The sequence below is a fragment of the Myceligenerans indicum genome, assembly GCF_016742955.1.
In the GTDB taxonomy this organism is placed as follows: domain Bacteria; phylum Actinomycetota; class Actinomycetes; order Actinomycetales; family Cellulomonadaceae; genus Myceligenerans; species Myceligenerans indicum.
Map to the genome: position 1 here is coordinate 217,579 of NZ_JABBYC010000001.1, position 17,467 is coordinate 235,045.

At 71.9% G+C, this 17,467-nt stretch carries 19 protein-coding genes; 15 read left to right on the forward strand and 4 right to left on the reverse strand.

Going from position 1 to position 17,467, the window contains the following annotated elements:
• Positions 1–406: 406 nt before the first annotated feature.
• The 6 genes from HGK34_RS00855 to HGK34_RS00880 all read left to right on the forward strand — a co-directional run bounded on the left by HGK34_RS00855 (position 407) and on the right by HGK34_RS00880 (position 4,999).
• Positions 407–1,753 (forward strand): TadA family conjugal transfer-associated ATPase, encoded by a 1,347-nt coding sequence (locus HGK34_RS00855; protein ID WP_307815614.1) that lies wholly within the window; start codon positions 407–409, stop codon positions 1,751–1,753.
• Complete coding sequence (locus HGK34_RS00860; RefSeq protein ID WP_201844668.1) at positions 1,750–2,625, forward strand: type II secretion system F family protein; 876 nt, start codon at positions 1,750–1,752, stop codon at positions 2,623–2,625. Before HGK34_RS00855 ends, HGK34_RS00860 begins: the two co-directional genes overlap by 4 nt.
• Entirely contained in the window at positions 2,622–3,530 is a 909-nt protein-coding gene (locus HGK34_RS00865; protein WP_201844669.1) for a type II secretion system F family protein, read from the forward strand. The genes HGK34_RS00860 and HGK34_RS00865 overlap by 4 nt, the downstream gene beginning before the upstream one ends.
• A gap of 73 nt (positions 3,531–3,603) precedes the next feature.
• Complete coding sequence (locus HGK34_RS00870; RefSeq protein WP_201844670.1) at positions 3,604–3,816, forward strand: hypothetical protein; 213 nt, start codon at positions 3,604–3,606, stop codon at positions 3,814–3,816.
• A 77-nt stretch (positions 3,817–3,893) separates the two neighbouring features.
• Positions 3,894–4,271, forward strand: a complete 378-nt coding sequence (locus tag HGK34_RS00875) for a TadE/TadG family type IV pilus assembly protein (RefSeq protein ID WP_201844671.1) — start codon at positions 3,894–3,896, stop codon at positions 4,269–4,271.
• 137 nt (positions 4,272–4,408) lie between these two features.
• Entirely contained in the window at positions 4,409–4,999 is a 591-nt protein-coding gene (locus HGK34_RS00880; protein ID WP_201844672.1) for a hypothetical protein, read from the forward strand.
• A 528-nt stretch (positions 5,000–5,527) separates the two neighbouring features.
• Here the strand turns inward: HGK34_RS00880 and HGK34_RS00885 are convergent.
• Complete coding sequence (locus HGK34_RS00885) at positions 5,528–5,725, reverse strand: hypothetical protein (protein ID WP_201844673.1); 198 nt, start codon at positions 5,723–5,725, stop codon at positions 5,528–5,530.
• On the opposite strand from HGK34_RS00885, the gene HGK34_RS00890 reads away from it, so the two are divergent.
• The 6 genes from HGK34_RS00890 (at position 5,724) to HGK34_RS00915 (ending at position 11,096) form a co-directional block, all read left to right on the forward strand.
• Positions 5,724–5,963 carry a hypothetical protein gene (locus HGK34_RS00890; RefSeq protein WP_201844674.1) on the forward strand — a complete coding sequence of 80 codons (240 nt, stop codon included), beginning with the start codon at positions 5,724–5,726 and terminating at the stop codon, positions 5,961–5,963. The two genes, HGK34_RS00885 and HGK34_RS00890, sit on opposite strands and share 2 nt — an antisense overlap.
• A gap of 63 nt (positions 5,964–6,026) precedes the next feature.
• Positions 6,027–6,461, forward strand: a complete 435-nt coding sequence (locus tag HGK34_RS00895; RefSeq protein ID WP_207193110.1) for a pilus assembly protein TadG-related protein — start codon at positions 6,027–6,029, stop codon at positions 6,459–6,461.
• Complete coding sequence (locus HGK34_RS00900; RefSeq protein ID WP_201844675.1) at positions 6,461–6,904, forward strand: TadE/TadG family type IV pilus assembly protein; 444 nt, start codon at positions 6,461–6,463, stop codon at positions 6,902–6,904. Before HGK34_RS00895 ends, HGK34_RS00900 begins: the two co-directional genes overlap by 1 nt.
• A gap of 217 nt (positions 6,905–7,121) precedes the next feature.
• Complete coding sequence (locus tag HGK34_RS00905; protein ID WP_307815616.1) at positions 7,122–7,463, forward strand: hypothetical protein; 342 nt, start codon at positions 7,122–7,124, stop codon at positions 7,461–7,463.
• Positions 7,464–7,507: 44 nt separating this feature from the next.
• The gene (locus HGK34_RS00910; protein WP_307815617.1) at positions 7,508–7,825 is read left to right on the forward strand and encodes a pore-forming ESAT-6 family protein; all 318 of its coding nucleotides are present in this window, start codon (positions 7,508–7,510) and stop codon (positions 7,823–7,825) included.
• A gap of 121 nt (positions 7,826–7,946) precedes the next feature.
• Positions 7,947–11,096, forward strand: a complete 3,150-nt coding sequence (locus tag HGK34_RS00915) for a BTAD domain-containing putative transcriptional regulator (RefSeq protein ID WP_201844676.1) — start codon at positions 7,947–7,949, stop codon at positions 11,094–11,096.
• Between the two features lie 12 nt (positions 11,097–11,108).
• Here HGK34_RS00915 and HGK34_RS00920 read toward each other — a convergent pair whose 3' ends face one another.
• Positions 11,109–11,567, reverse strand: a complete 459-nt coding sequence (locus HGK34_RS00920) for an Lrp/AsnC family transcriptional regulator (RefSeq protein WP_307815618.1) — start codon at positions 11,565–11,567, stop codon at positions 11,109–11,111.
• A gap of 132 nt (positions 11,568–11,699) precedes the next feature.
• On the opposite strand from HGK34_RS00920, the gene HGK34_RS00925 reads away from it, so the two are divergent.
• The 3 genes from HGK34_RS00925 (at position 11,700) to HGK34_RS00935 (ending at position 15,311) form a co-directional block, all read left to right on the forward strand.
• Positions 11,700–13,031, forward strand: a complete 1,332-nt coding sequence (locus HGK34_RS00925) for a thiamine pyrophosphate-dependent enzyme (protein ID WP_201844677.1) — start codon at positions 11,700–11,702, stop codon at positions 13,029–13,031.
• Positions 13,028–14,011, forward strand: coding sequence for an alpha-ketoacid dehydrogenase subunit beta (locus tag HGK34_RS00930; RefSeq protein ID WP_201844678.1), 984 nt, complete (start codon positions 13,028–13,030; stop codon positions 14,009–14,011). Before HGK34_RS00925 ends, HGK34_RS00930 begins: the two co-directional genes overlap by 4 nt.
• Before the next feature lie 70 nt (positions 14,012–14,081).
• Entirely contained in the window at positions 14,082–15,311 is a 1,230-nt protein-coding gene (locus tag HGK34_RS00935) for a dihydrolipoamide acetyltransferase family protein (protein ID WP_201844679.1), read from the forward strand.
• Here the strand turns inward: HGK34_RS00935 and HGK34_RS00940 are convergent.
• Together HGK34_RS00940 and HGK34_RS00945 are read right to left on the reverse strand one after the other, a co-directional pair.
• The gene (locus HGK34_RS00940) at positions 15,308–16,438 is read right to left on the reverse strand and encodes a glycosyltransferase family 4 protein (RefSeq protein WP_201844680.1); all 1,131 of its coding nucleotides are present in this window, start codon (positions 16,436–16,438) and stop codon (positions 15,308–15,310) included. The two genes, HGK34_RS00935 and HGK34_RS00940, sit on opposite strands and share 4 nt — an antisense overlap.
• Entirely contained in the window at positions 16,435–17,460 is a 1,026-nt protein-coding gene (locus HGK34_RS00945; protein ID WP_201844681.1) for an alpha/beta fold hydrolase, read from the reverse strand. Before HGK34_RS00945 ends, HGK34_RS00940 begins: the two co-directional genes overlap by 4 nt.
• Between the last annotated feature and the right edge of the window lie 7 nt (positions 17,461–17,467).

Consider the following 17,467-nt stretch of genomic DNA (forward strand, 5'->3'; position numbering starts at 1 on the left):
TCCGGCCCGGGCGCCTGGGCCGGCAGACGTGCCACGGCCCGGCACGTCGCATGCTCCGTCGTTGCCGAGCCCCGCTGCCGAGCCCGCCGGGGCTGCTCCGGCAATACCACCGCACCTGCACGCGTCGCCGGCACCGGCATCACCGGCCTTTGCCCCGCACGACACGGCTTCATGGGCCCCGGATCCGTCCGACCGGGCTGTGCACGGCCCGGCGGCGGCCGTCCAGGGCCCGGCAGCGCCTGCCGGCGTGCCCCACGGGCCGGACACCCGAGCTCTGGCCTCGATACCCGAGTCGTTCCTGGCCCCGGCCTTTCCCGAGCCCCCGCCGACGCAAGCGGAGCCGGCTCTGGGGGCGGCCGGACCGGACGGGGCCGCGTCCGCGCCGACCACTGCGTCGGGCGCTCCCGTGGACTGGCAGCAGGTGGCGATGTTCCGCGCGCAGGCGTCCGAGCGTCTCGTGGAACGCCTCGGAGAAGACCGCGGCAAGGACGTCGCCGCGGACAAGGAGACCGGGCGGAAGATCATCCGCACGATCATCGACGACGCGGCCGCCGACCTGCTGCACGACGGTGAGAAGGCCTGGAGCTACGACGAGCAGGAGGCTCTGGAGACGGCCACGTACAACGCCTTGTTCGGGCTCGGCCGCCTGCAACCGCTGATCGACGACGAGACCGTCGAGAACATCATCATCAGCGGCGCCGAGAACGTGTGGGTCGAGACGACCGACGGGGAACTGATCCGGAAGGACCCCGTCGCGTCGTCCGACAAGGAGCTGCTCGAGGAACTGGCCTTCGTCGCGCAGCGGTCGGAGAGCAACGCGCGCAACTTCACCTCCGCCCATCCGCGCCTGCACATGCGGCTCGACGGCGGCTCGCGGCTCGCGGCCGCGGCGTGGGTGACGGCACGGCCGTCGGTGGTCATCCGCCGCCACCGGCTGCGCCGCGTCTCACTGGACGACCTGGTCGCGCGCGACATGCTGAGCGCGAACCAGGCGGGCTTCCTGCGCGCGGCCGTCAAGGCCCGCAAGTCGATCGTGGTGGCGGGCCCCCAGGGCGCGGGCAAGACCACCCTCGTGCGGGCCCTGTGCGCGGAGATCCCGCGGCACGAGGCGATCGGCACGTTCGAGACCGAGTTCGAGCTGCACCTGCACGAGCTGCCCGACGTGCACGAGATCGTGCACGCCTGGGAGGCGCGGCCCGGTTCCGGCGAGGTCGGACCGGACGGACGGCAGGCCGGCGAGTTCGGCCTCGACGAGGCGCTCTACGACTCGTTCCGGTTCAACCTGTCCCGCCAGATCGTCGGTGAGGTCCGCGGCGCCGAGGTGTGGGCCATGATCAAGGCGATGGAGTCGGGCGCGGGCTCGATCTCCACCACGCACGCCGCGAACGGCGAGGCTGCGGTGCGCAAGCTCGTCACGTGCGCGATGGAGGCCGGATCCCACGTCACCCGGGAGCTCGCGACCACCAAGCTGTCCGAGACCATCGACCTGGTGGTCCAGATCTCCCTCCGCACCGGCCAGGACCGGCAGGACCCGCGCATCTGGCGCAAGACCCGGAACGTCTCCGAGATCGTCCATGTGGCGCCCGGTGAGGCCGCCAAGGGGTACGCGACCACGCACGTGTACCGTTCCGCCCCGCACGGCGGACCGGCCGTCCCGGGCACGCTGCCCGACGAGCTGCGCGAGCTGGAGCACTGGGGCTTCGACCTCACCGGCTTCCTCACCGCCGAGGGGCAGGAGGCGGGTGCCCTGTGATCGCGTTGTTCCCGGCACTGGCCGGCGCCCTGGTGGTGGGTGGGGTCGTCGGCGTCGTCGCCGGTCTGCGGAAGGTGGCCGTGGACGACGGCGCGCCCGCGCGCCGGCGCCGGTCGCGCCTGGTGGCGCGGCTGATGAGACTGGACCGCCGGACACGGGTCTTCGCGGCTGCGGGGCTCGTGGGCGGCGTCGTCGTCTATCTCTTCACAGGCTGGATCATCGCCCTGGTGCTCGGGCCGATCGCCGGCGTCGGGCTACCGCTGCTCCTGAACCCCGGCGACGCGGGCAGCACCATCAAGCGCCTGGAGGCCCTCGAGGAGTGGATCCGCAACCTGTCCGGCGTGCTGACGGTGGGTGCGGGGCTGGAAGAGGCGATCCGGCTCACCCTGAGGTCCGTGCCCGACGAGATCCGGCCGGAGGTGACCACCCTGGTGGCACGCCTGCGAGCGCGGTGGAGCACGGAGGACGCCTTGCGGGCCTTCGCCGACGACATCGACGACGCCACCGGTGACGTGGTCGCCGCCAGCCTCATCCTCGGCGCACGACGCCGCGGGGCGGGCCTGGTCTCGGTGCTCGAGTCGACGGCGCGATCGGTGTCTGACGACGTGCGGGCGCGCCGGGAGATCGAGGCCGAGCGCGCCGGCCCGCGAGCGACCGCGCGATGGGTCACGATCATCACCGCCGTCGTGCTCGGCGTGCTGACGTTCACGGGCGACTACATCGCGCCGTATGCCTCGCTTCTCGGGCAGATTCTGCTCACGGCCTATCTCGCTGCCTACGTGGGGCTGCTGGTGATGATGCGCAACATGTCGAAGGGCAAGCCGATGCCCCGGTTCCTCGGTGCCGAGGTGCGGGAGGGGAAGCTCTCATGACCACCGGACTGCAGATCGCCCTCGTGGGCGGCGCGATCGTGGGCCTGGGGATCGCGCTCCTCGTGGTGCGGCTCGTGCCGAACGCGCCGGACGTGGCCGACGTGGTGCGGCGGTACTCGCCCGAGGCGGCGCGGGAGCGGGCCGCGATACGCGCCAACCCGGCGGCGAGTGGGATGGTCGAGGGGATGGGGCTGTGGGCGATGCGGCACTTCCCGGCCTTCGCGCTGGGACGGACGCCGACGAAGGAACTGCTGCTCCTGCGCGTCCCCGTGCATCAGCACTACGGCACCAAGGTGCTGTACGCACTGGTCGGGCTCGTGCTGCCGCCGTTGCTCGGCTACTTCTTCACCGTGATCGGCCTGCCCGTCCCGTTCGTCGTCCCCGCTGCGGGCTCGCTCGTGGCGGCCGCCGTCTTCTTCACGTTTCCCGATATCAACGCACGGAGTGACGCGCGCGCGGCGCGGGCGGAGTTCGCCCGGGCGCTCGGCGTCTACATCGATCTCGTCGCGCTGGAACGCCTCAGCGGCGCCGGGGCGCGGCAGGCGATGGAGAGCGCCGCCGAGGTGGGCGACAGCTGGGTGTACACGCGGATCGCCGAAGAACTGCAGCGGTCGCGGTGGAGCGGTGTCGCGCCCTGGGACGCGCTGCAGGAACTGTCCGACGAGCTCGGGCTTCCTGAACTCGGCGACCTGGCCGACGTGATGCGCATGAGCGGAGAGGGCTCGCAGGTGTACGACAACCTGCGCGCCCGGTCCACGGCGCTGCGCTCGGCGATGCTCAACGGCGAGCGTGCTCTGGCCAACGCCGCGAGCGAGCGCATCAACATGCCGATGTCGCTGCTCGGTGTGGTGTTCATGGTCATCCTCATCACCCCGGCGCTGCTGCGCGTGATGGCTGGCACGTGACGTTTTGGGCGCTATTGATGTTTCGTCCGACATAATGTGTCCGGTAGGACACTGCGATAGAAAGGGCACTTCGATGCACCAAGTCCTCGCCACGCTCCACGTGTTCGGTCTCCGGGCCGCGGATCGCGTGCGGGCCCGAGTGGCCGGTGACTCCGAGCGAGGAAACGTCACGATCGAGCAGGTCCTGTGGGCCGTCGCGGTGACCGTGATCGTCGCGATCGTGGTGGCGGCGGTCAAGAGCTACGTTCAGTCGGAGTCGGCCAAGATCTCGCCGTCGAGCTTCTGATGTCGTCGGGGCCCCGTTCTGGAGGCGCCGGCCCCGGAGGATCCGGGAGCCGGCGTTCCCGGTGCACGGCCGCCGGGATGACGGTCTCCGGACCGAGCGAGCGCGGGTCGGCCTCGATCCAGTACGTGTTCATCCTCCCGGCGCTGTTCACGCTGATGTTCGCGTTCGTGCAGGGGGCGATGTACTACCAAGGCAAGACCATCGCCATCGCGGCCGCGGAGGAGGGCGCGCGCATCGCCGCTTCCGAGGGCGGGACGCTGGCCGAGGGACAGGCCGCCGCCCGGCTGTACGTCGCGAACACGACGGTCGGGCTCAGCGGGACGCTGGTCTCGGGCGCCGGTAGTGCCGACCAGGTCACGATCACGGTCACCACGCACACGGTGTCGCTGGTTCCGGCCTGGAGCCCGACGGTCGTCCAGTCGGCGAGCCTGCCGGTGGAGAGGATCACGGGGTGAGGCGGGTTCGCTCGCCGCACACGCGCTGTGGCTGAGCAGGGGGACATGCGCCGGCTTCGTTCCGAGCGCTCCGGGTACAAGCTTGATGGGAGATCGGATTGAGGTTTCGAAACGACGCACGGCGACCGACGACGACGGTGGTTGGCAGCGCGTTGCTGGCGGCGGCGGTGGCTGCCGGGCTGAGCGGTTGCATGTCCGGCGATCCGGCGGCGGCACCCGGCGAGACGGCGTCCGGTGAGGCGTCGGTCTCGGCGTCGGCGTCGGCGGTGGACCCGGCGGAGGCCGCGAAGCAGGAACGGATCGCGGCGGCGCAGGAACGGTACACGGAGTACTTCGAGATCATGGCTCGCTACAGCAAGAAGAGCGAGAACCCGTTCCCGGAGTTGCGGGACGGGGGCTATCTCGGAGACGCCGACTTCCAGTCGGGGCAACAGTCCTATTGGCAGAGGCTGACGGACGACAAGGTCAAGCAAGTTGGTGACGGGAGGATCATCTCGTTCTCCGAGGTCGAGTACGACGGTGACCCATTGGATGACGAAATCGCGGGGCACCGGATTCGTATGAAGGTCTGTATCGACAACACGGACTTCGATCTCCTGGAGCCCGATGGGCGTTCGATCGTCACAGATGATGCTCCGGCGAAGGGCTTGGCATCTGTGGTCATGCAAGGTCAGTCGACCGGTCTGTGGTCCGTGCGTGAGGATGGTGCGACCGGTGTCGCGTGCTGAGGTTCGCAACAGGGTGACCGGCGTGGCATTTCTCGTGGTGTTCACCCTGGGATTGCTGGGCGCTCCCACCTTCGCTCAGGGATCCTCGTCGCCTCTGGGTGGTTCCTGTTACAGGGGGGTCTGCGACGAGACGAGTGATGACGGGACGAGCGGCGAAGTGGGTGTCGGAGTCACTGGGCCCGGCGCGGGAGACGGCAACAGGGCTGGTGGAGCTGGCGTCCCGACCAGCGATCGCGGTGAGCGTACTTGTACTTCTGACGGGCGAGAGATCTCCTGTGATTCGATCCATGGGATCTGGAACGGAACCTGTTACGTCGAGAGGATGGACCCTCAGCCGTCGAAGGATGATCCGGTGTGGGAGGGGCTTGACGAAGGAGTGATTCTCGTCTGCACGCCCTATGTCTGCGTGCCGCAGCCTGGTCAGGACCGGCTCCCCGAAGAAGATTGCCAAGGCCGCCAGGAGTACTGGGCTCCCGTCGACCCGACTCCGGGTGTGGACGCGGCGCGCTTGGCTGAGCGTGCGGTTGATCAGATGAACTTGTCGGCGATCGAGATCGGGATCGTGCCTGAAGATGAGCCGGGGAAGATCGGGTACGTGGGGTTGCCGGTGTGGATGTGGGCTCGTGATCCGGGCTCGTCGACGACGGGTCCGAACGAGGCTTCTGCCAGTGCCGGCGGGTATACGGTGACGGCGCGGGCGACGGTGGATCGGATCGAGTGGGACATGGGCGATGGTGAGGTCGTGACCTGTGAGGGTCCGGGTACGCCCTACGAGGACCGGTTCGGTGTGCGTGCCTCGCCGGACTGCGGGTACGAGTTCTCCGAGCAGGGCGACTACACGGTGACGGCCCGCTCGTACTGGACGGTCGCCTGGGAGGGCGTGGGCCAGTCGGGCAGCATTCCGATGACCTTCGAGCGCGAGACGCAGATCCGGGTGGGTGAGCTCCAGGTGCTGACCAGATAGGGCCTTGCCACGGGCCGTGAACGGTACATGTGATGTCGATCTGCTGATCCGAGAGGAGCAACCATGGCGAGAGACCGGATTTCTCCGCCCGCGACCGAGCTGGGTTCGATCTCGTCGTGGTTGATCACTGGTGCGTTCGTGATGATTCTCGGTGTGGGGATCGCCGTCGATCTGACCGGGCAGGTGCACACGCAGACGCGGGCGAACGATGTCGCCAGTCAGGCGGCCCGGGCCGGCGGGCAGCAGCTGGCCGGCAGCGTGGCGATCCGTGGTGGCGCACCGCAGATCGACGCGAGCCAGGCGGCTCAGGCCGCACGGGCGTATCTGGCGTCGGCAGGTGTGACCGGGACGGTGATGGTGCGCGGCGATGTCGTCGTCGTCGAGACCACCGACACATACCAGACCAAGTTCCTGTCGCTCATCGGACTCAACACGATGACCGCGACCGGTCACGGGGAGTCGCGCAGCATCCGGGCCGTCGACGGGACGGAACAGTGATGCGCCGGGTGCGGTGGCGCGTGGTGGAGTCCGGCGAGCGAGGCTCGGCGGCGATCGAGGCGGTCATCGGGGTCACCGCGTTCGTGATGCTGGGGTCGATGATCATCGCCGGCGGGCGCGTCGCGATCACGCAACAGGCGATCGAGGCGGCGGCCGCCCAGGCGGCCCGCGAGGCGTCGATCGCACGCGATCCGGGTGCGGCGCAGGCGGCGGCCCTGTCGCGCGGGCTGGCGAGCCTGGACAACCAGGAGGTGCCGTGCACCTCACGCTCGGTCGTCGTCGACACGACGGGGTTCGCCGCTCCGCTGGGCGTGCCCGCCGAGACGGAGGCGACGGTGACGTGCGTCGTCGACCTGTCCGATGTCTCCCTCCCAGGGATGCCGGGAAGCCTGACCATCACGGGGACGATGTCGAGCCCGATCGATGCCTACCGGGAGCGATGAGTTCGCCGTGCGTTCGCTCGGCGCCTCCTGGAGAAGGCGTTCCGCGACCGAGGCGACGTTGAGGACGATCTGCTGGCCGCGTCGTGATCACGCCGCAAGGACAGTTCGCTGACCGATCTGCCCGACTTTCCTTGACCTCGCACTGGATGTCGAGATTGGGTGTCCCGTGGTGGGTTTGCCGTAGGAGCAGGCCGAGAAGCACAGAAAGGGGGCAAACGTGGGACAGAAGTTCTCGATGAGCTCCGACGCGTTGTCGAGCCTGACGAAGAAGACCGAGAACTCGGGCCAGGAGCTGACGATGCTCGTGCGGCAGCTGGCCGAGTCGGCGGCCCCGCTGGAGGGGAAGTTCAACGGCTCGGCCCGTGCGGCGTTCGATCAGTTCAAGCTGCGCACGGATGACATCGCTCGTGAGTTGGACGGAGCGTTGTCGGCGGTGCTGTCCGGTGTGGCAGGGATGGACCGGGCATTCGCCGAGGGAGACGCCGAGGGTTCGGACGAGATCCGCGGTGCGCAGGGTTCGGCGTCGTTCGACGCCGCGCGGTTCGGCGGAGCGCGCTGAGCGCGTTCGAACGGGAAGCTTCGATCGGATAAGGGGGTTCGCCCGTGGCCGGTGCGAACGACATGGAGCGCCGCGACTACGACGCGGGTGCGTCGGCGCAGGCGCAGGACAACTTCAACCGGGTCGCACAGCGCCTGGAGGCGTTGATCGACCAGCGCGACGCGGATGTCAGAGCCGCGATGGCTGACTACCAGGCGGACGGCGTCTCGGACGAGTACCGCGCCAAGGAGCAGCGGTGGAACGCCGCGGCGAACGAGGTGCGCGGCATCATCCAGCTGGTTCGTCGGTCGCTGGAGCAGAACGACGCGACCGCGCAGCGCACGCTGAGCAGGGCCAAGGCGGCGGTCGACGGCATCGGTTGACGGCTCGGAGCCCCGCGATCCCAGGTCGCGGCACCGGTGTGCCGGTCGACGTGGACGTCGAATCCATGACCGAACCGACATACTGGTACGAGACGCACCACGGGCCAGGAGACGGGAGCCGATGAGCCGCTACCAGCAGGACGACCACCAGCCGGTGGGAACCGGGCGCCCCGCTTCTGCCGGGCGGCGCGTTCAGGGTGCTCTCGCGCTGCTGGTCGTCCTCGGCCTGACGGTCGGGCTGCCGTACGTCCTGCTGTTCGTCGCCGGAAACCCGCTCACGAACGGGGTGCTCGACCCGGCGAACCTGTTGCGGATCCTCACGTCCCCCGACGACGGAACGCTCCTGATGAGTCTGCTCCAGATCGTGGGCTGGGTCGCGTGGGTCGTGCTGGCGCTGTCCATCGTGGTCGAGCTCTTCTTCCAGGTGCGGGGCGTGCGGGCCCCGCACCTGCCGGGGCTCGGCATGCCGCAGGGGCTGGCCCGCGGCCTGGTCGGCGCGGTCATGCTGCTGTTCACCGTGATGCCGGCGGGCCACGCGGCCGCCCTGGGGTCCGGCGTTCCGTCGCCCGGAGCCGTCCCGCCGTCGTCGGTGGCGACGACGCTCGACCAGTCGGGCACCGGGCAGGGCGCGGCCACGACTCCGGGCGCAGCAGCCGATCGGCGGACCGTCGGCCAGGACGGGGCCGCCGGGATGCACGGCCCGGCGTCGACTGCGCCTGAGCCGGCGTCGGACGCGAACCGCGGACGCCGGGCCTCGCACCGGACCGCGCCGGGCAACGGCACGCCCGCCGGGCGGACGCAACCGGCAGCGCGCGCCGACAAGGACGTCGTGGTCCGGCCGGGCGACACCCTCTGGGGAATCGCGGAGGCGGAGCTCGGCGACGGCTCGAAGTACCCCGAGCTGTACGAGGCGAGCCAGGACGTCCACCAGCCCGGCGGCGCCCGCCTGACCGACCCCGACCTCATCCACCCCGGCTGGACCATTCAGGTGCCGGGTGCGGGTGACGTGGTTCGGCACGAACGTGCTCCGGGACCGCGCGAGAGGTCGGCCTCCACGCCGGAACGGGTGCTGGACACATCGGTCGCCGCGGCGGTCGAGGCGAACCAGGCCGTCGGCGGTGGAACCGGAACGAGTGTCGCGGGAGCGCACGCCGCCGGGCAGGAACACGCGGCCCACCGCGTCGCGGACAGGACGCCGGCGTCCCCATCCGATCGGGCAGGCGGCGAGGTCGCCGCGGGCCGAGAGGACGCCGACAGCGTCGTCGACTCGTCGTCCTCCGCCGACGGCCTGTCGGTCGAGGTCCCGTGGCAGGTCACGACGGCGACGGGCGCCGGCGCGCTGCTCGCGGCGGGCGTCGTCGGGCTGCTCGCCGCACGCCGCCGGGACCAGCAGCGCACGCGCCGGCCCGGTCAGACGCTCCCGTCGGCCACCGGTGCCCTCGGCGGGTTCGAGCAGGCCACGCATGCCGGAGCGGACCAGCCGTCCGTGGAGGCGATCGACCGGGCCCTGCGTTCCCTCGCCGCCTCCTGCGTGGGCGCGCGGCGTCCGCTGCCCGTGCTGCGAGCCGCCCGCCTGACGTCGCGCGCCCTGGAGCTGTATCTGGAGCACCCGGCGCTGCTCCCGCAGCCCTGGACGTCCGCCGGGGACTCGACGGTCTGGACGCTCGCGACCGCCGACGTCGTCGCGCTCCCGCCGGTCGACCGCACCGCTGCACCAGCTCCGTACCCGTCGCTGGTCACGATCGGGTACGACGACGACCTGGGTCACGTCCTGCTCAACCTGGAGCACCTGGGCGCCCTCGGGATCACGGGCGACCTCACCACGATGGACGAGATCCTGGCTGCCGTCGCCCTGGAGCTCGCCACCTCGATCTGGGCGGACGAGCTCCAGGTGACGGTGGTCGGAACGCCGGCCGGCCTGGAACCGGCGATGCGCACCGGCCGTGTCCGGCACCTGCCGTCGGCCGGACGGGTCATCGACGAGCTGGCCCGGCGGGTCGAGACCGACCATGCCGCGATCGCGGCGCACGACACCGCCGATCTGTACACGGCACGTGTGACGGGGGCGGCGCCGGACACGTGGGCGCCGGAGATCGTCCTGCTCAGCGCCCCCGTGTCCGACGACGAACGCGCCGACCTCGCCGCCCTGGTAGCAGACCTCCCGCACGTCGCACTGGCCACCGTCACCGGCGGTGACGCCGTCGGACCGTGGTCGCTGCACCTCGAGGACGGAGGTCGGGCAGCGACGCTCGCGCCGATCGGGCTGCGCCTCGTTCCGCAGCGGCTGCCCGCGCCGCAGTACGAGGCGATGCTGGAGCTCGCGACGCTCTCGGCCCCCGGGGCGCCGGCAGGCGAGGCCTGGCCGGAGCCGGGAATCGCCGAGATCGAGGCGGCAGCCGCGGCCCCGGGGCCACGCATCGAGCCCGCCGTCGACGGGATCGTGCCCGTCGCCGGCGTCGAGCGAACCCCCACGGCCGAGGTCCCGGCCGCCACGTTCGAGGCGACCCACGTCGCACCACGGATCCTCCTGCTCGGGCCGGTGGACGTCGTCGGCGCGCGAGGACCGGTCGACGACCGGCACAAGGACCGCCTCCTGGAGTACGCGGCGTTCCTGGGCCTGCACCGCGGCTCGTCGCCCGACGAGATCGACGCCGCGATGTGGCCGGGATCGGTCAGCGGGTCCGCGGTGTCGGTCCGCACCTCCGCCACGGCCCGGCTGCGCCGCTGGTTCGGTCAGGACGAGTCCGGGCAGGACTTCCTGCCGCGCCACCAGGACGAGGCGATGGCCTTCGGCCCGGCGGTCACCACGGACGTGGAGAGCTGGGACCTGCTCGTAGGACGTGATCCCCGGCGTGCCACGACGCCGAACCTGACCGGTGCGCTGCGACTCGTGCGCGGGCTGCCGTTCCAGGACGTGCACCGGCGGCGGTTCGCATGGGCGCAGCCGCTGCGCGAGCGGCTGATCGCCGAGGTGGTTGACGCGGCGTTCGAGCTCGCCAGGCGTTCCCTGCTCGAGGGCCGGTGGCGCCAGGCGGAGGACGCGGCCGCCGTCGGGCTGCGTCTCGAGCCGGCTCAGGAGAGCCTGTGGCGGCTGCGGATCCTCGCCGCCCACCAGAGCAGCGACCCCGAGGGCGAGGCGGAGGCGATCGAGCGGCTGCTCAGCATCACCGAGCGGCTCGAGTGCAACCTCCAGCCGGAGACCGAGCAGCTCCTGGCGTCGCTGAAGGAGCCCGGCACGGACTTCGAGCGCTTCATGGCGCAGTCCCTCTGACACCGCCCGGTCTCACCCCAGCGTCCCCGGTTCCCCGTACTGCGGCTCCGTCTCCTCGAAGACCAGCAGGGTCCGCGTGCTGAGCACGCCCTCCATGCCCTGGATCTCGTCGAGCACGATGCGCCGCAGGTCCGCGTTGTCCCGTGCCCGTACCAGCATCACGACGTCGAACTCCCCGCCCACCAGCGCGAAGTGTGCCACCCCGGGCATCGCCTCGAGCCGCGCCCGGATGTTGCGCCACTGCGTCTGCACCAGGTTGAGCGTCACGTAGGCCGACGTCGCCAGCCCGGCCGCGACCGGGTCGATGTCGGCGTGGAACCCGCGGATCACCCCCTCGCTCCGCAGGCGCCGCGTGCGGGCGTACGCGTTGGCCCGGGAGATGTGCAGGGCCTCGGCCAGCGCGCGCATCGACATGCGCCCGTCGTGCCGCAGGGCGTCCAGGATCCGTTCGTCCGTGCTGTCGAGTGCCACCTGTCTCGCCTCCGCCTCATCGCGTGTACGGCCTCTGGACGATCGGCTTCCGATCCGCCCGCACCACGACACATCTTCTCGACCTGAGCGCGGTCATGGCAACCAGATGGCCCTCAGCCGGACAATCGGACCATGAGACCTGATCCAGAGGGTCTGCTGCCGGCGACGGAGCCGGTGACCCTGATCGACAGCGACGGCGCTCCGGTCACCACCGCGCGCGCCGCCGATGTCCCCCCAGAAGCAGCAGTTCCACCCGCCGGCGTCGGCCCGCAGACCCAGGCGCTCGACCCGGCAGACCATTCCCGGACCGCGACCGGCGCCCAGGCAGGCCCGGTCTCGCACCCCGCGCCGCCGTACGGCGCGGGGGCCGGGTACTGGCAGCTCCCGCCGGGACCCGCTCTGGTCGCCGCCCTCCGCGGGATGATCGCCGCCCGCCGGTTCAACGACCAGGCGTACGCCCTGGTCCGCCAGGGCCGGCTCGCCGTCTACCCGTCCTCCCACGGGCAGGAGGCGTGCCAGGTCGCGGCCGCGCAGGTGCTGTCCGACGGCGACTGGCTGTTCCCCACCTACCGCGACACCGCCGCCGTCGTGGCGCGCGGGGTCGACCCCGGCGAGACGCTGACCCTGTTGTCCGGCGAGTGGCACCACGGCTGGGACGTGCACGCCCACCACGTCGCGCCGCTCACGACGCCGCTGGCCACCCAGCTGCCGCACGCCGTCGGCGTCGCGCACGCCGCCCGGCTGCGCGGCGAGGACACCGTCGTGCTGGCGCTCTGCGGCGACGGCGGCACCAGCGAGGGCGACTTCCACGAGGCGCTCAACTTCGCGGCCGTGCTGCACGCACCCGTCGTGTTCCTGGTGCAGAACAACACGTTCGCCATCTCCGTGCCGCTGTCACGGCAGACCGCCGCGCCGTCCCTCGCGCACAAGGGGGCCGGGTACGGCATCCCCGGCGAGCGCGTCGACGGGAACGACGCCGCCGCGCTGCTCGCCGTGCTGGGTGCCGCCGTCGACGCGGCCCGTGCCGGCGGTGGCCCGCGGCTCGTCGAGGCGCACACCTACCGCATACAGGCCCACACCAACGCCGACGACGCCACCCGCTACCGGGAGGACGACGAGGTCGCCGCCTGGTCCCGCCGGGACCCCGTCGACCGGCTGCGCACGTTCCTCACCGAGCGCGGGGACATCGACGAGGCGGACCTGGCCGCGTTCGCCGACGACGCCGAGCGCATGGCGGCACGGCTGCGCGAGGAACTGGCCACGGACGTCCGGCACGACCCGTCCGAACTGTTCGAGCACGTGTACGCGACCCCCACGCCGCAGCTTCGCGAGCAGCTGGCGATGCTCACCGACGAGGCGATCCGCGACCGGCCCGCCGGCGACACGGCACCACCCGCCCGGGCCGAGGCAGCCGGGCTCGCCGCGCCCACGACCGGGACGAGCGACCCGGGAGGTGCCCGATGAACGAGAAGCTCACGATGGCCCAGGCCCTGAACCGCGCGCTGCGCGACGCGATGACCGCCGACGAGAGCGTGTCCGTGTTCGGGGAGGACGTCGGCCGCCTGGGCGGCGTCTTCCGCATCACCGACGGCCTCACGGCCGAGTTCGGCGAGGACCGCTGCTTCGACACGCCGCTGGCCGAGGCGGGGATCGTCGGTCTCGCGGTCGGCATGGCGATGAACGGGATGCGCCCCGTGGTCGAGATGCAGTTCGACGCCTTCTCCTACCCGGCGTTCGAGCAGATCACCAGCCACGTCGCGAAGATGCGCAACCGGACGCGCGGCCAGGTGCCGATGCCGATGGTGATCCGCGTGCCCTTCGCGGGCGGGATCGGCGGGGTCGAGCACCACAGCGACTCCTCCGAGGCGTACTTCGCGCACACGCCGGGGCTGCACGTGGTGACGCCGTCGGAGCCGGCGGACGCCTACGGCCTCCTGCGGGCGGCGATCGCGTCCGACGACCCCGTCGTGTTCCTGGAGCCGAAGAAGCTCTACTTCGGCGCCGACGAGGTGGACCTCGACCTGCCCGTGGCACCGATCGGCCGTGCGGTGGTGCGCCGCCCCGGCACCGATGCGACGCTGATCGCGTACGGGCCGAGCGTGCCGGTCGCGCTGGACGCTGCTGCCGCCGCGGCCGCCGAGGGACGGAGCCTGCAGGTGGTCGACGTGCGCTCGCTGCAGCCGTTCGACGACGAGACGGTGAGCCGCGCCGTCCGCTCCACCGGGCGGGCCGTCGTGGTGGCGGAAGCGCCGGGGTTCGTGAGCGTCGCCTCCGAGATCGCGGCGCGGGTGACCGAGCGCTGCTGGGACGCGCTCGCCGCGCCGGTGGCGCGCGTGACGGGACTCGACATCCCGTACCCGCCGCCCAAGCTGGAGCACCTGCATCTTCCGGATGTCGACCGCGTCCTCGACGCCGTCGACGACCTGCGATGGGAGGGCGCATGAGCCGGAACGGCGGAGCCCCGATCGTGACGCCTGGCCGGGTGCGGAGCGGCCGCGAGCTGAAGGAGACCGCATGACCAGGACGTTCACCTTGCCCGACCTGGGCGAGGGACTGACCGAGGCCGAGATCGTGACGTGGCTGGTCGCCGAGGGAGACGTCGTCGTCGTCGACCAGGCCGTCGCCGAGGTCGAGACGGCGAAGTCCGTCGTGGAGGTGCCGACGCCGTACGCCGGCGTGGTGGAGCGGCTGTGCGCGGGCGAGGGCGAAACCCTCGAGGTCGGGCTCCCTCTGCTGGAGGTCGCGGACCCGGACGCGCGAGCGTCCGGCGGCGGCGCCCCCGAGGCTGGGACTCTTGCTGCCGGACCAGGGACGACGGCGCCCGACACGGACGCGGACCCGGAGACGGACGCGGACGCGGCGCCCGACACGGACGCGGACGCGGAGGCGTATCGCGAGGAGGAACGTGCCGGCTCCGGCAACGTCCTGGTCGGGTACGGGACCCGGGGCGACGCGCCGGAGCCGGCAGGGCCGCGGCGCCGCCGTCGTCCCAGGAGTCCCGACCAGCTCGCACACGGCTCGCGCCCTTCGCGACACGGCGGTGCCTCGGGCGGGCGAGGAGTCGGCGGCGAGGTCCGGATCCCGCTGACCGGGTTCCAGAAGGCCGCCGCCACGGCGATGTCGCGCAGCCGGCGTGAGATCCCCGAGGCGACGATCTGGGTCGACGTCGACTTCACCGCCCTGACCGAGCTGCGCGCCACGCGGCCTGACGGGCCGGGGCTGCTCGCGTACCTGGCCCGCTTCGTCACCGCGGCGCTCGCCGAGCATCCCGTGCTCAACGCGCGCGTCGACACCGGGCGTGACGAGATCGTGCAGCTCGACCGCGTGAACCTGGGTCTGGCGGTGCAGGGCAGCCGGGGGCTGGTCGCCCCGGCGGTGCTCGGCGCGGAGCGGATGACGGCCGCGCGCCTCGACACCGCGATCCGAGACCTGGTCACGCGGACCCGCGAGGGCGGTGCCACGAGTGAGGAGCTCACCGCAGGGACGTTCACGCTCAACAACTACGGCGGCCTCGGGGTGGACGGCAGTGCGCCCATCATCAACCACCCGCAGGTGGCGATGCTGGGTGTCGGGCGGATCATCGACCGGCCGTGGGTGGTGGACGACATGGTGGAGCCGCGCAAGATCGCGCAGGTGAGCTTCGTCTTCGACCACCGGGTGTGCGACGGCGTCGAGGCGGCGGCGTTCCTGCGCGCCGTGACCGGCGCGGTGGAGGACCCGCTGTCGGTGATCGAGCGCCTCTAGCCGGCCCGGACAGTGGCGCGCCCGCCGCCGTGTCCCCGTTCCGGCGACGCGGCGGCGGGCGCGGGCCGCGGATCGCGCAGGAGCTCGGCGAGCGTGGCGGCCGAGCGAGGCCAGCTGAAGAGGCTCGCCTGTTCGCGTGACGCCGCGGAACGCTCGTCCCAGACGCCGGGATCCTCCAGGGCCAGTACCGCGGACGCGAAGCCCTCGGCATCCCCGGGCGGGACGAACGCGCCCGCGTCCCCGGCGACCTCGCGGAACACCGGGATGTCGCTCACCACGACCGGGGTGCCCAGCAGCATCGCCTCGACCAGCGGGATCCCGAACCCTTCGTCCCGCGAGGCCGACACCAGCGCCGTTGCCTCCCGCAGCAGGTGCCGGTACTCCCTGTCGGACACGCCGTCGTGGAACACGAGCCGCCCGGGCCCTGCCAGCGCGGTGAGGCGCTCACGCACTCCGGCCGGGGTGCGCGACAGCAGGTGCAGCTCGTGGTCGGGGAGCAGGGCGGCGGCCCGGGCCAGCGTCTCGACGTTCTTGTAGGGCATGAACGAGCCCATGTACAGCAGGGTTCTGGTCCGTGGGCCGCGCTCCGTGCCCGACTCGTCGTCGGGCACCGGATCCGCGGCGTTCGGCACCACGGTGACCTGCCGCCGTGTGAGATGCCGCGCGGCGATCAGTTCCGCCGTCGTGCGGGACACCGTCACGACGGCGTCGGCGCGGTTCAGCAGCACCCGCTGCGGCCACCACGCCAGATGGAACAGCCGCCACAGGACCCGCACCGGCCAGGACAGATCGCGCGGCGGCGTGGGGTTCCGGTAGTAGATGAGGTCATGGAGGGTGAGCACCAGCCGGTAGTTCCGCCCCCATGACCCCATGGTCTGCATGGGGCTGAAGACGACGTCGGGCCGCAGCCGCCGCACCTGGAGCGCGACGAACGGCTCGCGCCAGCTCGTCGGTGCGCTGATCCGGTGCCACGGCAGGTCGGGCAGGTGTGCGAGCTGCCGCTCGTCGTGGATCAGCAGTTCCACGGGCAGGAGACGGGCGAGCTCACGCACGATCCCGGCGGTGTACCTGCTGATCCCGTCGTGCCGTCCGGTCCGCACGTAGCGGCAGTCCACGAGCACTCTCATCGTTCCTCCTCCGAAGGGGCGGCCGCCACGACGGGGGCCTCCGGCGCCGGAGCGTCCAGGAGGCCGGGAACGACCGGGCCGATCCCCGCAGTGCCGGCCTGGGGTACGTGACCCGCCTGAGCGAGGAACGCGCCGATCTCCCGCGCCACCTCCGCGGGCGTCTCGTAGTGCGTGAGGTGCCCGACGCCGTCCAGCAGGACGAGCCGGGCGTTCGGGAAGCGGTCGGCCAGCGCCTTCTGGTCCGGGACGCGCGCCAGATCGTCCTTCGCGCCTCCGATCAGCAGGGTCGGGGTCTCGATCCCCGCCGCTGCTTCGCGCACGCTGCCCGTGATCGATGCCCGGAACGACTCCAGGAGGGAGGACCGCGTCGCGAACCCGGCGAAGTACCGGTCGTGCTCCTCGTGGATCCAGCGGCGCAGTGCCCGGTCCGAGGTGCGCACCATGGAGAGGCTCGCCACTCGCGTGAGCAAGGGATGCCGCAGCAGCGACGTGCCGGCGTCCTCGGGCAGGATCCGGGCCATCGCGTGCAGGGCGGCGGTCGCGCCCACCGGCAGGATGCCCCACCCGCTCAGCGGACGCCGCGGGATCGGGTTGACCAGGACCAGGCGGCGGGCGATCGGCGAGGCCGTCATGGCCGCGGCCGCGACGACCGACCCGAACGAGTGGCCCGCCAGGACGGCGTCGCCCCGGGGAGCGAGCTTCCGCACCAGGACGCGCGCCCATGCGGCGTAGCCGGCGATGTCGTGCCGCGTTCCGGGCAGCGGTGGTGACGCGCCGAAGCCCGGCAGGTCGGGAACCGTCACCCGCAGCTCAGGGCGGTCTCGGAGGAGATGGGCCACGATCGGCGCGAGTCCGTGGTGGTCGCCCCGGAAGCCGTGCAGCACCACCAGGTGTTCGGGCGCGTCGCGGGAGCCGTAGTGCCACAGGCGCGTCCTGCCGCCCCGGACCATGAGCGCGGAACGCGTCACCGGAGTCTCGGCGACCAGCGCCGCGTAGGGGGAGGGGAGGTCGTCGTGTGCCATCGCGCCG